The organism is Natrinema gari JCM 14663, from assembly GCF_000337175.1.
Classification (GTDB): Archaea; Halobacteriota; Halobacteria; order Halobacteriales; family Natrialbaceae; genus Natrinema; species Natrinema gari.
This window is the reverse complement of sequence record NZ_AOIJ01000040.1, coordinates 1-13751: the sequence shown is the minus strand read 5'-3', so window position 1 is coordinate 13751 and position 13751 is coordinate 1. Positions and strand designations below refer to the sequence as shown.

Below are 13751 nucleotides of genomic sequence, written 5' to 3'. Positions count from 1 at the left end.
TGAGTCGTGCTCTGATCGCCGCGGGGAACGTGACTCGAGTCAACGGCATGGAACGGTCATCTCTCGTATCCCGGCCGCTATTCGTCGAGAACTCGATTATCTCTTCGTGGTGGTATTGTGCAATACGCACAAAACATTTAAACGGCGTTGGCTCCTACGATGACGTGATGGCAACTGATGCAGACAGCGGTACTCCCGGACAGTCGATCGACGAACCGGTCTCCATCGAGGGCGAGACCCATCTCGAGGACGTCACGGCAGCGCACGATGTCGTCCTCGTGGACTTTTACGCCGACTGGTGTGGGCCCTGTCAGATGCTCGAGCCGGTTCTCGAGGGACTGGCGGGCGAGACGGCTGCCGTGATCGCGAAAGTCGACGTCGACGACCACCAGCAGCTCGCGGGAGCCTTCGGCGTTCGCGGCGTCCCGACGCTCGCCCTCTTTGCGGACGGCGAGCAGGTCGAACAACACACCGGCGTGCTGCCGGCGGACCGACTCCGCACCCTGATCGAGGGATACACTGAATGAGTGGGCCACCCGACGCGACTGTGCACGATGTCGTGATCGTCGGCTCCGGCGTCGCCGGCCTCTCGGCGGCCGTCTACGCCGCACGAGCCGACCTCGAGCCGCTGGTGCTCGAGGGACCCGAACCGGGCGGCCAGCTGACGCTGACGACCGACATCGAGAACTACCTGGGCTTCCCCGAGGGTATCGGTGGGATGGAGCTAATCGGAAACGGGAAGGAGCAGGCCGAGCGTTTCGGGGCCGAATTCACGCACGGGACGGTCGAGAACGCGACGCTCGCGGAGCGCCCGTTCGAACTCGAACTCTCCGACGGGACGACCCTGCGAACGCGGACGCTGATCGTTGCGAGCGGCGCGAGCGCTCGCTGGGTCGGCGCCGACGGCGAGGACGAACTGATGGGCTACGGCCTCTCGACGTGTGCGACCTGTGACGGCGCGTTCCACCGCGGCGACGACGTTCTCGTCATCGGCGGCGGCGACAGCGCGATGGAAGAGGCGCTCTTCCTCGCGAAGTTCGCTGACAGCGTCACGATCGTTCACCGCCGCGAGGAGTTGCGCGCGTCCGCGATCATGGCCGATCGCGCCCGCGACCACGACGCCATCGAATTCCGCTGGAACACGGAGCTCGAGGCCCTTCACGGCTCACGGGAGGCGGGCGTTACCGGCGCGACCCTCGTTTCACACCCCGACGGCCATCCCAGCGACAAGGCCGACGCCGACGACGATCTCGCGCGGGAAACCGTTGACGTCGGCGGCGTGTTCTATGCGATCGGTCACACGCCGAACACCGAGTTCCTCGCGGGAACCGACGTGGAACGGGACGAGCGCGGCTATCTCCGGCCTCGATCGGACGCCGCCGGCCGGGCGACGACCGAAACGCAGGTCGCGGGCGTCTTCGTCGCCGGAGACGGAGCCGACCCCCGGTATCGGCAGGCGATTACCGCCGCCGGCACCGGGAGTATGGCGGCGTTGGATGCCGAGGCATATCTCGAAACGCTCGCCCACACGGACGCGGCCACAGTCGAGGGCTCGCCGTAACCGTCTCTCGCCCCTTCGGACTCGCTGTTGTGACTGGTATTACGCCTCTGTTACGTACTTGACCGATCGGTCGATCACAGCGGGGTGTGGTCGGTGAGCCGTACTGCAGCCCACGAGCCGTAACACAGTCACGACGCCGTCAGAACCGCCATCACTCCGTCGGACAGTCCGCGCTACCAGTTCGGGTAGCGGGGCGGACGCTGCTTCGTGACGGATGGCGCTTACAGCCCCGCTTGAGGCCCCGTCTCGACGGCTCTTCGCCCATCGATACGTGACCGAACGCGAGTTCCATCCGCTATATTCTTTCTGTCGTCTGGTCTCGGAATGCTTATCTGCCGGTAACCAGAAAGTCCGATATGTACGATCTCACCGGCTTTCAGCGCGACCTGTTGTACACGATCGCGGGACAGGATGATCCACACGGACTCGCGATCAAGGAAGAACTCGAGGATTACTACGAAAAGGAGATCCACCACGGACGACTCTACCCGAATCTCGACGAAATCGTCGACAAGGGCCTCGTCGAGAAAGGCGAACTCGACCAGCGGACGAACTACTACACGATCACCGCTCGGGGTCGGCGCGAACTCGAGGCCCGTCGGGAGTGGGAAGACCAGTACGTCGGCGAGTTGTTTTCGGATTCGGAGTGATCGACCAAGCCCTCCGGGACTCGAATACTGAGCGTGTCTCACCCGTCTGCTCCGTTGACTGACCGTCCTTCCGGGTTTTCTCGATGAGCCAGGGGATGTCGCCTATACTCTAGCGGTCAATTGTCAGCCAGAAGAGACGGGCCATCGGCAGGCACCGTTTCGTTCTGCACCGCCTCGAGCGGTGTCTGTCCACCGAGCGTTCGGTGTTGCCTCTGACGGTTGCAATAGTGTACGAACTGTTCAAGCTTTCTCCGGGCCATCGGCGGTCGCTCATTACTAAATTGTACTCTTGAGTGAGATTACAAGAACTCCTCAGAACGCGTAGACGTTATTCTACGTTGCCAATTTCATCAGTTGCGGGGCGACAACGATCTCCAGAACTGCAAAGCCAAGTACGACCCATCGGGCTAACCCGTCAAGGAACGAAAACCCAACAAAGACCAGAATAAGAGCACTACTCGCGCCCATTCCGTATCGAACGACTGGACTGTCAAAGGGTGAAGACATGTCCAGATATAGTCAATGTTCCGTGTATAGTAGTTTCGATTGTGAATTGTCTGAAACGTTATCAACACGGGAGATGAGGGTTAGTTGACTAGTTACTGCAAGACGGAATCTCGTCTGGTACCCCATCCGAACTCGGACTCGAGCCTTCTGGGGGACGCTCGTCGTGGGTCGTGATCTCGAGATATCCGTCCTCGAGGCGGACATACCGGATTCACCTCGTGGCCCTTAGCACAGCCGTCACAGGTGTACACCTCGCCGCGTTCAGTGTGGACAAGGGCGGAATCGTCCGTGCAGCCGAGCGCTCCGCAGAAGGGCCGAACCCGTCGATCGCGGAACTCACGCTGCAACACCCCGTTTGGGCCGCAAAAAGCGTCTTCGAACTCGCGTTCAGATCGTTAGCAGTGTCGGAACCGTCGGAAGTTGAGATTCCTGCAGGTAGAAACTTTGAGATGGAGGAGGTAAGCCGGTGGAGGGATTTGAACCCTCGACCTAATCCTTACGAAGGATTCGCTCTGCCAGTCTGAGCTACACCGGCACGCTCGTTCGCGTTTATTCGTAGGGACGATACCCTGCATAAGGGTTGCGAATCGATCCGGTCGTGTGACGGAGTTACGCGTCCGGATGCCCGCGACCGGAACGTCCCGTTATCGCTCGAGTCGAACGTCGAGACAGACGTTCAGTTCGTGTGGGGCGTACGACCGGACGGTGTGGCGGGTTTCGACGCTGACCTCGTACGCCGGTTCCGCGGCCGCACGGATCGCGCGTTCGCCCGGTCCGAAGGGGTCGTCCTCGTGTTGAATGTCGTAATAGTGGAGCGTACAGTCGTCGCCCGCCAGGGTCACGGCCGACGCGAGGAACGCGTCGGCGCTGTGGGGCAGGTTCATCACGAGTCGGTCGGCCCAGCCTTCGTACTCGGCGGCGACGGCACGGACGTCGTCGTTGATCGCGGTCACCCGGTCCTCGACGCCGTTTCGGCGGGCGTTCTCGCGGAGGTAGTCGATCGCGTCCGCGTTGATATCGACGCCGACACACTCCGCGCCGCGTTTCGCGAACGGAATCACGAAGGGGCCCACGCCGGCGAACAGATCGAAGGCGTGCTCGCTTGCGGCGACCTGCTCGGCCACGCGGTGTCGTTCGGTCGCGAGCCGTGGCGAGAAGTACACCGCGGCGAGGTCCAACAGGAACTCACAGCCGTACTCCCGGTGGACGACTTCGGTGTTGTCGCCCGCGAGCAACTCCCAGTCCCGAACCCGAGTCTCACCTTTGACCTTCGAGGCCTTGTTCAGGACCGTCTCGACGGGGAGGTCCGACTCGAGGACCGCATCCGCGATCGCCCGCGCACGGTCGGCGTCGTCCTCGTCGATGAGAGCAGCCCGTCCGAGGCGCTCGTAGGAGGGGTCGACCTCGAGGAGGTCCGCGGGCATGGTCTGCTGGTCGCGGGCCGATACCGTCCGCGAAACGATCTCGACATCGTCGGCGAGCGTCGTCCGGGCAGCGTCGGGATCGACGACTGGGACGTAGAGCCAGCCGTCGTCGACGGCGATCTCGTATTCGTCGTCGATCAGATCCGCGTCGGCGAGCGTCGAACGCGTCGCTTCCCCAGCTTCGGGAGCGACGCGAACGCACGGGACATCCATACCCGAACTGACCGGCGAGTCGCCGTAACGCTGACGTTTGCGCCGGCACTGTAAGAGCACAGCCCTCTGCAGAAATCAATTACTGCGAGACCAAATCGGCCCGCGGCCGGCGGCGGCCAAGTTCGGACGGCCGAGTCGATCCGAACCGACGAAATCGTCCACGAGAGCACCGTACCCGACGACGAATGTCCCAGTGTGGCTGTGCCCTTCCGGCCGGGATCGTCAGTGTGGCCGCGATACGGTAGTCCCCGCTGCGAAAACCCGTATTAGGCTGGCCTAAAACCGGAACGGTTTTATTCTTTAGGTTGGCCTAAAACCAACACGATGATCGAATTCGGGGATATCAGTACACCGGCTGGTCGACACCACCGAAAATACGACACGCCAGTCCTTGGTGGCGTGTCGCTCTCGAGGTGTTCGGCGTCTTCCGGTGACGACGGGGCGGCAAACCGAAGACGAGACCGAGTCTCGCACACGATCCCAGTCGAACCACTCGATGGGGATTCGCGATGAGTGGGGAACGCTCGCACGTCGAGACGGATCGAACCGCGACATCGGCGCGAAACGAGACGCGGGTCGGTTGGCTCTTCGATCCGGCACTCCTTTCGGTGGTGCTCGGTAGTCTCGCTATCGTCGTCGCCGGGGGGTTGATCCAGGTGAGTTTCGGTACGTACTCGATGACGTTCCTCGATGCGTGGCGTGCGGTATTCAACCCGAATGTCGTGTTCAATCCGCAGGCTTGGGACGCTTTCTTGCTGGGGGAGGCGATGCCAGAGATGAGCCAGGAAAGTCTCATCGTCTGGAACATTCGGCTTCCACGGGTCGTGGTTGGGGCCCTCGTCGGAGTGAACCTCGGCGTCTCCGGGGCGATTTTCCAGGCCGTCACTCGGAACGAACTCGCGAGCCCGTTCATTCTCGGTGTCTCTTCCGGTGCGGGATTGCTGATCCTACTCACGCTCGTCGTGTTCGGGAGTCTGACGGCGTTTCTTCCGTTGATCGCCGCTCTGGGAGGAGCCGGTGCCTTTCTCATCGTCTACGTGATCGCCTGGAAGAACGGCACCTCCCCGGTTCGGCTGGTCCTCGCAGGGGTCATCGTCGGGACGATCTTCGGTTCGCTCCAGACGGCGCTGTTTTTCTTCGCGGACGATATCGGCATCGTCCAGTCGGCCATCGCGTGGACCACGGGGTCGCTCACCGGGACGGACTGGGAACAGGTCCGACTCGTGCTTCCGTGGACGGTCGTAGTCGTCTTGCTCTCCATCGCGGGGTCGCGCCAGATGAACGTCCTCCTTCTTGGCGAACGGACGGCGAAATCGCTGGGGATGTCGATCGAGAAGGTCCGGTTCGCGCTGTCCGGCGTCGCGGTCCTCGCGGCGGCGGCGAGCATCGCGGTCGCTGGCATCGTCGGCTTCGTCGGCCTCATCGTCCCGCACATGGTGCGAAACCTCGTCGGAAGCGACTCGAAGAAGCTGATCGTCGGCTGTCTGTTCGTCGGTCCGGCGCTGATGGTCAGTGCCGACGTGGGCGCGCGACTCGCACTGAATCCCACCCAGGTCCCCGTCGGCATCGTCACCGGTCTCCTCGGTGGTCCGTACTTCCTCTATCTGATGCGAAAACAGGAAAACATGGGTGAAATCTGACGGTGAACGGGTGTCAGGCGAGCATACCAACGGATCACCTGGCCGAGGCTCCCTTCGAAACCCGCCGACCGGACGACGCTGGTGCTTGCCCAAAACGTGCGAACTGTCAAGACAGTCGAGACGATCGTCGATCCGCCCTCGTGGAGCGGACGATTGCGACCCATTGATTTAGGATGGCCTAAAACAGAGAGTTTATTAGATTTTAGGCGAACCTAAACCATGATGGGAGGCGAAACGAGACGCGAGCCACCGACGCGCAGGGATGCACTCAAATACGGCATGACGCTCACAGCCGGTGTCACCATCTCGGGATGTTCGGATCTAGCCGGTCAGGACAAGGGAGACGAGACCGCGGGACAGTCCAGCGGCGGTTCGTATTCGGTTACAATGGCCCCGATGGGAGCCGTCGAGTTCGACTCGCCACCAGTGAGTATATTCACGCGTCTGACCCACCTGGCGGGGATGGCGTTCGCCCTCGGACGCGGGGACGACGTGAACGCGATGCACGCACCCGAGTACTACGATCGATTGTGGGCCCAATTCACTGACCGACTTCCCGGTGTCACGGTGGATTGGAGCGGGTTGTACTCGTCCTGGGAACCGGACAAGGAGACGCTCTACCAACTCGACAGCGATATTCATCTCGCCGACCCGGCGAGCGTGACCGCCCTGGGTAGCTGGGACGCCGCGGACATCAAGGAGGTACGAGAACGCATTGCACCGTGGTTCGGGAACAAATTCAGCGATAGACGTGCCCAGCCGCCAGCCGACTGGGTTGACCGCTACCAGTATTATACCCTCTGGGGGATGTTCGAGAAGGTCGCGACAGTATTCCGAGAGGAGTCACGGTACGAGGCGCTCTCGACGATCCACACGAACCTGCTGGAGACGATCGAAGCAGACCTGCCCCCGGAACGCGACCGTCCGACCGCGGTGCTGGCTGGGTTCAGCGACATCGAGAGGCCGTACGTTTACACTGTTGATACGCCCGGCTTCCTGACCGCACACATCCGTCCGCTCGCGCCGACCGATGCCTTCGGTGACGAGGTTTCCTCCGGTGACGTAGTCGACATGGAGATGCTGCTCGAGGCGGATCCGGACGTCATCTTCACACTGGGCGGGATGCACCCAGAAACGGATATGTCCGGGATCCGAGCGGGGTTACGGTCCCACGCTGTCGGACAGCACCTCGCCGCGGTCGACGCCGATCGAGTCTACGCCCAGGGGGCGCGGTATCAAGGGCCGATCCTGAACCTGTTCCAACTCGAGATGACGGCCAAACAGCTCTATCCCGAACAGTTCGGCGAGTGGCCGGCCTATTCCGAGGGTCCGTATCCCGAGATTCCCGCTGACGAACAGTTGTTCGACCGACAAGCGGTTGCCGACATCATCACCGGAGACAGCAACGCATGACCGACGAAAGCACTAACACGACCGCGGTACCGACGCGCAGAGACGCACTCAAATACGGCGGGACGCTCGTGGCCGGCGTGTCCCTCGCAGGCTGTTCGGACCTCGTTGGCCAGCGCGAACAGCCTGCCCGATCCACGACCACGAACGGCTCGCACTCGGTAACGATGGAACCGATGGGTGAGGTGACGTTCAAATCCGTCCCGACGAAATGGGTTCCATACGGCGGGGATTACGCCGATATGGGTGTTGCGCTGGGGCAGGCGGACGGACTGACCGGGATCGGTCAGGCCAGTGAGTACTATACCGAGATCTATGATGAACTCCCGGGAGTGAGCGTCGATCGCGAGCGGATCGCGACGAACGACTTGGTCGAGGCGGGGATGGACAAAGAACTGTTCTACGAGATGGACAGCGATGTCCACGTCATCGATACCGGAATGCTACGCAACTGGTTCGATTGGGAGCGATCCGATATCGACGAACTCAGCGACGCGGTCGGCCCGTTCGTCGGGAACATGATTTTCAGACAGTCCGACAGTTGGCACGAGTACCGATACTACACGCTGTACCAGGCGTTCGAAAAGATGGCGACACTGTTTCAGGAGAGAGAGCGGTTCGAGGCCCTCAAACGACTTCACGACGAGTTTATCGCCGACATTCGGTCGCGAATTCCGCCCGCGGACGAGCGCCCGAACGTCCTGCTGACGTACGAAGGAACGGACGAACCGGAGACGTTCTCGCCCTACCGACTCAACGATGGGGGAACGAGCAAAAAACAGTGGACCGACCTCGGCGTTGCGGACGCGCTCACCGGCACCGGCATCGAGAATCTCAGCACCGAGAACCGCAGCGAGCTCGATTACGAAACCCTTCTCGAGATCGATCCCGACGTCCTCCTCGTTCGCGGGCACGAACAAAAGTCAGCGTCGGCGTTCCGCGAAACGGTCCTCGAGTACATGCGAGACCACCCCATCGCTACTGAACTGACGGCCGTCAGGAACGGCCGCGTCTATCGGGGTGGCTATCTCCGTCAGGGACCGATCCACAATCTCTTCCTGACCGAACGCGGGGCGAAACAACTCTACCCGGAAACGTTCGGCGATGTCACCAGTAACAACGACCTGTTCGACCGCCAGGCGGTCGCGGATATCGTCACCGGAGCGTTCGAACCATGAGGGCGTCGGAGACGGGCGATGCGGCGGAGGCGGTAGATCACGACGTCGTCGTGATCGGCGGCGGTCCCGCGGGCTGTGCAGCCGGCGTCGTCACCGCTCGATACGGTCTGGACACGGTCGTCTTCGACCGCGGGCGGTCCTCGATTCGGCGCTGTGCCTACCTCGAGAACTACCTCGGCTTCCCGGCGGGGATCGACATCGAGACGCTGTATGGACTGATACACGACCACGCCGAGCAGGCGGGGTGTGAGATCGTCGCCGACCTCGTCGAGTCACTCGAGCGCGCCGAGGATCACCAGGGGTTCCGCGTTCGCACGCAGGACGGGGATGGGGTCACCGCTCGCCGGGTGATCGCGGCAACGCGCTACGACGGCGAGTACATGCGCGGACTCGACGACGAGACGGCGATGTTCGAGACGGTCGAGTACGGCGGCGCGGAACGCGAGCACTTCGACAAGCGCTACGCCGAGAGCGACGGGACCACGCCGGTCGACGGGCTCTTCGTCGCGTCACCGTACGGCGAGACCGGCTACCAGGCGAGTATGGCCGCCGGACGCGGCACGCGCGTGGGAATCACCGTCGTCGAGGCCGTTCGACGAGAGCGGGGCTATCCCGACCCGATAGCGAACCACTACGATTGGATGCGTCGAGCGGCGGAGTTCGACGACGAGCGGAGCGACCGCGAGCAGGTGGGCGAGCGTTTCGACGAGCGATTGCCCGACGATCACGGCCTCGAGGCGGCGCGACTCGCCGCACTCCGCGAGCGGGAGGTCGACCGCAGGCTCGCGACGCATCTCTCCGCGGCCGAGATCGAGCGCCGGACCGAGCGCGGGCAGAAACGACTGCTCGAGCACATCGACGACGACCTGATCCGCCAGGCGGCACGGGACATCGAGAGCGAGTGAGCGATCGGTACGGGGTCGTCGTCCGGCCGGGGGTGCTGTGATTGTGACGCCGCCGGGAGCGTTTTCTATTCGACGCCCATACTGTTCGCTCGAGATGAACGACCGGACGCGACTCACGACCGTCGAGACGGTCTCCGAGAATCGATCGTGGCTGTTTACGGTTCGGGATCAGTACGGTGAACCGGACGAAGCAGTCCTCGTCCCCTGCGAGGACAGTGTCGAGCACGACTCGACGAGCAGTCGGTCCGGGGACGACGGCGTCGCAGCGTGGATCAATCGCTGCACCCACGAAGCTCAGCGGTTCGATACGGGACGTGGCGTCGCGATGCGTGACGGCCACCTCATTTGTCCGAAACACGGCTCGATGTTCGACGCGTGTTCGGGCTACTGCGATAACGGGGAGGCGGCCGAGACGACGCTGCCGTCCGTCGATATCAGCGTCGATGACGGCGTCGTCTACCTGACCGACGACGACCTGACGTTCGCCCACGCAGGCGGGATCGACGACGGGGACGACGGAAACGACGACGGTCCCGCATCGACATCGCACATCGGCTTCTGACTCGAACCAACCGGCCATCGAGGACGAGCGCGGCCACGGCGTCTGGCAGGTGTTTTTCACGCTTTGTCTCGAGATTAGCACATGGACAGAGAGACGGTCTCGAGTGGTACCGAGTGGGAACCGCGAGTCGGGTACTCCCGCGCTATCCGCACCGAGTCACAGGTACACGTCTCGGGAACGACGGCGACCGCCGAGGACGGTACCGTCGTTGCTCCCGGGGATCCGTACGCCCAGACCGTCCGTGCGCTCGAGCTCATCGAGGACGCACTCGAGGAGGTGGGTGCAACGCTCGAGGATGTCGTCCGCACGCGCATATACGTGACCGACATCGAGGACTGGGAGGCGGTCGGCGAGGCACACGGCGAGTTCTTCGCGGACGTTCGTCCGGCGTGTAGCATGGTCGAGGTACAGCGGTTGATCGATCCCGAACACCTGGTCGAAATCGAAGCGGTCGCAACCGTCGACGAGTAGCGAGTCCGAACGCCGGGGGATCGTGAGTCGTCTCGAAAGGGTATTCCGGGTGCTGGCAGTACGACCGCCTATGCTCACCTTCATCGGTCTCGGTCTCTACGACGAGCGCTCGATCACCGTCGAGGGACGGGAGGCGCTTCGGGCGGCCGACCGCGTCTACGCCGAATTCTACACGAGTAAACTGATCGGAACGACCATCGAGGACCTCGAGTCCTACCACGACATCGAGATCGAGACCCGGGACCGCGCTGGCGTCGAACAACACCCCGACGACATGCTCGAGGCGGCCGAGAGCGAGAACGTCGCGTTCCTCACCGCGGGCGACACGATGATCTCGACGACCCACGTCGACCTCCGCCTGCGGGCCCACGACCGCGGGATCGAGACCCGCGTGATCAACGGCGTCACCGCCCAGACGGCTACCAGCGCGCTGACCGGCCTGCAGAACTACCGCTTCGGACCGGCGACGACGCTGCCGTTTCCCTACGCCCACGGGGCCGATGGCCTCCCCGCGAGCGTGACGGAGACGATCGACGACAACCGGGCCGACGGCCTGCATACGGTCGTCTATCTGGACATCAAAGCGGAGCGCGGGGAGTTCATGACTGCCGATGTCGGTGCGGAACTACTCGCGACCGACTATCCCGACCTCGTGGGCGTCGTCGTCGCCCGTGCGGGCAGTCCCGAGCCGCTCGTCGAGGCCGGGACGATGTCCGAACTGGCGACTCGGGAGTTCGGCGATCCGCTGCATCTGCTCGTCGTGCCAGGCGAGTGTCACCTGCTCGAGGCCGACGCACTGGTCGAACTGGCGGGGGCCGATCGGGACGCCCTCGAGATCGCCTGAAATCGATCCGTCGGACGGCGGTGGTTCGATCGGGATCGGAGGCGGTTATTTACCATCGGAGTGAAAAACGATGACCGATGAATAGTCGGGACGACGGGGAGCCCGATCCCAACGGATCGCCGATGGCGGGGGATGACCTCGACCGAGAGCCCCTCGAGCTGGCCCGGGAAGAACTTCGACTCACGTTCGACTATCAGGTCGAGCGCATCCAAGAGATCGACGAGAAAGCGATCGAGATCCTGAAGGCGAACCTCCTGTTGATCGGGCTGGTCGTCACGGGCGGTTCGATCGTCGTCCAGACGCAACTCGATGTCGATCCCTTCATCAACCTCTTTACGATCGCCAGCGCGCTCCTCCTGCTTGCGTCGACTGGACTCGCCGGCGTGACGTACACTGCCTCGAACCTCAGGGGCGGCATCGACGGCGATGCGGTCGATGTCGCCCTCGCGACGGCTCGAGCCGATCCCGCGGCCGACGCGGATCGGTTCGAAGTGCGACTGCTTCGCAGCTACGGGCGCTGGATCGAGCACAACGCTCGGGTGACGGCCGTCAACGACATGTTCGCGACGATCACCGTCCTCATGGTGATCGCTGCGTTCGTCTACGTCGTCGCCGGCATCGCGGTCGGCGCGGTCGGCCCGTCCCCGATCGTCTCGGGGATCGCCTTCCTCGCACTCACGGCCGTCCTCCTGTGGCTCAGTGCGTTCGCGTACTACATGGATCACCTCGGCGCGAGCGACAGCCGCTGGGAGGGGACGTTCGACGGCGTCAGAATCTCGAAGGGGGTGACCCGAAACGGCGGCCTGTCGACCCTGCGATCGATGCGCAGCGAGGGAGCGACCGACGAAGCAGAAGCGGAAGCAGAACGGGACGCGACGCCGGCGCGAAACGCCCGCCCGTAGCGCCGGCCAGAAATCTGAACACGGGCGTGTCAAATCCCCTCAGCCGTGCAGGACGGCCTCGAGCCGGTCGGTGAAGTCGCCAGGGACCTCGAGATGCGGTGTGTGGCCCGTGTTGCCGAAGACGACCTCCTCGAACTCGCCGCCGCGATCCGCGTAGGTCTCGAGGACGGCGCGGGTCTGGTCGACCATCGGCTGGGGCGGGAAGACGTCCTCGCCGGGCCAATCGGGTAGTTCACCCATTCGGCCCAGCGTCCCGAGATCGAACAGGGAGGCGTTCGAGACGATCTGGTCCGAATCGCCGCGGAGCCACAGCACGGGCGGTTTCTCGTCGGGATCGATTTCGGTAATCGCCTCGAGATCGCAGTATTTGGGCGAGATGGCGTTGTTCACGCCGGTTTCACCCGGTGCGATGCCGGGCCAGTTGTCGCTCGACTCCCACGAGCCCGGATAGTGCGCGTCACCGGTCGCCGTGTCGAGCATCCCCGTCAGATACGATTCCTCCCGATTGTCGTCGAACTCGTAGGTCGGATCGACGTAGTAGGTTCGCAGTACCTTTCGCGGCGCGGCGCGGCCCTCCTCGCTCCGGTCGCGGTTCGCCAGCCCCGCGACGAACCTGTCGCTACCGAGCCCGCCGCCGGAGCCGGCGTAATCGTCGAAACACGGTGTCCCCACAGTGTCTTTCGTCCCGCCGAAGCCGTACGGCGAGAGCGGATTGACGAGCACGAGCTCGGCGACATCGGCCGGGTGGTCGATCGCGTACCGCATGGCGACCCCGCCGCCGTTGGACCAGCCGACGAGAACGACGGGCCTCTCGAGGCCGAGTTCGGCGACCAGCGCACGAACGTCGGCTTCGAAGTCGCCGAGCCCGTTCGTCGCGTCGACCGGTTTCGGCTCCGAATCACCGAACCCTCGTAGATCGGGCGCGATCGCGCGGTGACGCCCCGGGAGCGCCGCCAGTACGTCCTCGAAGAACCGCGAGGACGAGACGTTGCCGTGGAGAAAGACGATCGTCCGGCCACCGTCAGTGGCTCGACCGTGACCGCCCGACTCGAGGAAGTGCGTGTCGAGGCGGCCGGTGTCGACGGTTCGCGAGTCGACCCCGGCGAGGGTGTCGTCTCGAGGCATGGCCGCCGGTACTACGGCTCCCCTGATAACTCCCGGGCCGAGGCTCGGTGGCTGAGCCAGTCGGTCGACCCACTGCGACGGCTCAATCGTCCGCGGTGACGCCGTCTCGAGGCCGCCGCGCGGAGCGGCGACGGAGCGTCCCGCCGATGACGGCGGCGATCACGGCGCAGGCGGCGACGACGGCGAACAGCGCCGTCGGCGTCGATCGCGTCAGAAGCAGCCCCGCGAGCGACGATCCGAGCGCCCCGACCCCGAAGATCGCGGTGTACGTGTAGCCGAAGGAGAGTCCCCTCGCGTCGGCCGGCGTGTACGCCGAGATCGCTTCCCTGTCTCTTATACACATCTCTGATGGCGCGAGG

At 63.6% G+C, this 13751-nt stretch carries 13 protein-coding genes, 1 tRNA gene and 1 pseudogene; 11 read left to right on the top strand and 4 right to left on the bottom strand.

Translation table 11 applies throughout. The features are described 5' to 3' along the window. Positions 1–167 precede the first annotated feature (167 nt). The 3 genes from trxA to C486_RS05465 all read left to right on the top strand — a co-directional run bounded on the left by trxA (position 168) and on the right by C486_RS05465 (position 2211). Positions 168–527, top strand: coding sequence for a thioredoxin (gene trxA, locus C486_RS05475; RefSeq protein WP_008453935.1), 360 nt, complete (start codon positions 168–170; stop codon positions 525–527). Beyond that, on the top strand, positions 524–1561 hold the full coding sequence (locus C486_RS05470; RefSeq protein WP_008453934.1) for an NAD(P)/FAD-dependent oxidoreductase: 1038 nt from the start codon (positions 524–526) through the stop codon (positions 1559–1561). Before trxA ends, C486_RS05470 begins: the two co-directional genes overlap by 4 nt. A 356-nt stretch (positions 1562–1917) precedes the next feature. Next, on the top strand, positions 1918–2211 hold the full coding sequence (locus C486_RS05465) for a PadR family transcriptional regulator (protein WP_008453932.1): 294 nt from the start codon (positions 1918–1920) through the stop codon (positions 2209–2211). Between the two features lie 968 nt (positions 2212–3179). Here C486_RS05465 and C486_RS05460 read toward each other — a convergent pair. Beyond that, positions 3180–3253, bottom strand: a tRNA-Thr gene (locus tag C486_RS05460). A gap of 109 nt (positions 3254–3362) precedes the next feature. After that, positions 3363–4355 (bottom strand): class I SAM-dependent methyltransferase, encoded by a 993-nt coding sequence (locus tag C486_RS05455; protein WP_008453928.1) that lies wholly within the window; start codon positions 4353–4355, stop codon positions 3363–3365. Between the two features lie 509 nt (positions 4356–4864). Here C486_RS05455 and C486_RS05450 point away from each other — a divergent pair. The 8 genes from C486_RS05450 to C486_RS05415 all read left to right on the top strand — a co-directional run bounded on the left by C486_RS05450 (position 4865) and on the right by C486_RS05415 (position 12267). After that, on the top strand, positions 4865–5995 hold the full coding sequence (locus C486_RS05450) for a FecCD family ABC transporter permease (protein WP_008453926.1): 1131 nt from the start codon (positions 4865–4867) through the stop codon (positions 5993–5995). A gap of 219 nt (positions 5996–6214) precedes the next feature. Continuing rightward, entirely contained in the window at positions 6215–7408 is a 1194-nt protein-coding gene (locus C486_RS05445; protein WP_083866001.1) for an ABC transporter substrate-binding protein, read from the top strand. Next, on the top strand, positions 7405–8583 hold the full coding sequence (locus C486_RS05440) for an ABC transporter substrate-binding protein (protein ID WP_008453923.1): 1179 nt from the start codon (positions 7405–7407) through the stop codon (positions 8581–8583). The genes C486_RS05445 and C486_RS05440 overlap by 4 nt, the downstream gene beginning before the upstream one ends. Then, on the top strand, positions 8580–9488 hold the full coding sequence (locus C486_RS05435) for an FAD-dependent oxidoreductase (protein ID WP_008453921.1): 909 nt from the start codon (positions 8580–8582) through the stop codon (positions 9486–9488). Before C486_RS05440 ends, C486_RS05435 begins: the two co-directional genes overlap by 4 nt. Before the next feature lie 94 nt (positions 9489–9582). After that, a complete protein-coding gene (locus tag C486_RS05430) occupies positions 9583–10050 on the top strand; it encodes a Rieske (2Fe-2S) protein (RefSeq protein WP_008453919.1) in 468 nt (155 codons plus the stop codon). Positions 10051–10131: 81 nt separating this feature from the next. Further along, the gene (locus tag C486_RS05425; RefSeq protein WP_008453917.1) at positions 10132–10521 is read left to right on the top strand and encodes a RidA family protein; all 390 of its coding nucleotides are present in this window, start codon (positions 10132–10134) and stop codon (positions 10519–10521) included. 70 nt (positions 10522–10591) lie between these two features. After that, the gene (gene dph5 / locus C486_RS05420; protein ID WP_008453914.1) at positions 10592–11365 is read left to right on the top strand and encodes a diphthine synthase; all 774 of its coding nucleotides are present in this window, start codon (positions 10592–10594) and stop codon (positions 11363–11365) included. 77 nt (positions 11366–11442) lie between these two features. Further along, positions 11443–12267 (top strand): hypothetical protein, encoded by an 825-nt coding sequence (locus tag C486_RS05415; RefSeq protein WP_008453912.1) that lies wholly within the window; start codon positions 11443–11445, stop codon positions 12265–12267. Between the two features lie 39 nt (positions 12268–12306). Here the strand turns inward: C486_RS05415 and C486_RS05410 are convergent, their stop codons facing one another. Both C486_RS05410 and C486_RS05405 read right to left on the bottom strand, forming a co-directional pair. Further along, positions 12307–13392, bottom strand: coding sequence for an alpha/beta hydrolase (locus C486_RS05410; RefSeq protein WP_008453910.1), 1086 nt, complete (start codon positions 13390–13392; stop codon positions 12307–12309). Between the two features lie 82 nt (positions 13393–13474). Further along, positions 13475–13751, bottom strand: a pseudogene (locus C486_RS05405) (MFS transporter); the annotation flags it as partial.

Bases quoted from the DNA above. Each gene is read 5' to 3' on its own strand.
- C486_RS05470 (WP_008453934.1), top strand. From the start codon at position 524: ATGAGTGGGCCACCCGACGCGACTGTGCACGATGTCGTGATCGTCGGC.
- C486_RS05415 (WP_008453912.1), top strand. From the start codon at position 11,443: ATGAATAGTCGGGACGACGGGGAGCCCGATCCCAACGGATCGCCGATG.
- C486_RS05410 (WP_008453910.1), bottom strand. From the start codon at position 13,392: ATGCCTCGAGACGACACCCTCGCCGGGGTCGACTCGCGAACCGTCGAC.
- C486_RS05430 (WP_008453919.1), top strand. From the start codon at position 9,583: ATGAACGACCGGACGCGACTCACGACCGTCGAGACGGTCTCCGAGAAT.
- C486_RS05425 (WP_008453917.1), top strand. From the start codon at position 10,132: ATGGACAGAGAGACGGTCTCGAGTGGTACCGAGTGGGAACCGCGAGTC.
- trxA (WP_008453935.1), top strand. From the start codon at position 168: ATGGCAACTGATGCAGACAGCGGTACTCCCGGACAGTCGATCGACGAA.
- C486_RS05440 (WP_008453923.1), top strand. From the start codon at position 7,405: ATGACCGACGAAAGCACTAACACGACCGCGGTACCGACGCGCAGAGAC.
- dph5 (WP_008453914.1), top strand. From the start codon at position 10,592: ATGCTCACCTTCATCGGTCTCGGTCTCTACGACGAGCGCTCGATCACC.
- C486_RS05465 (WP_008453932.1), top strand. From the start codon at position 1,918: ATGTACGATCTCACCGGCTTTCAGCGCGACCTGTTGTACACGATCGCG.
- C486_RS05445 (WP_083866001.1), top strand. From the start codon at position 6,215: ATGATGGGAGGCGAAACGAGACGCGAGCCACCGACGCGCAGGGATGCA.
- C486_RS05435 (WP_008453921.1), top strand. From the start codon at position 8,580: ATGAGGGCGTCGGAGACGGGCGATGCGGCGGAGGCGGTAGATCACGAC.
- C486_RS05455 (WP_008453928.1), bottom strand. From the start codon at position 4,355: ATGGATGTCCCGTGCGTTCGCGTCGCTCCCGAAGCTGGGGAAGCGACG.
- C486_RS05450 (WP_008453926.1), top strand. From the start codon at position 4,865: ATGAGTGGGGAACGCTCGCACGTCGAGACGGATCGAACCGCGACATCG.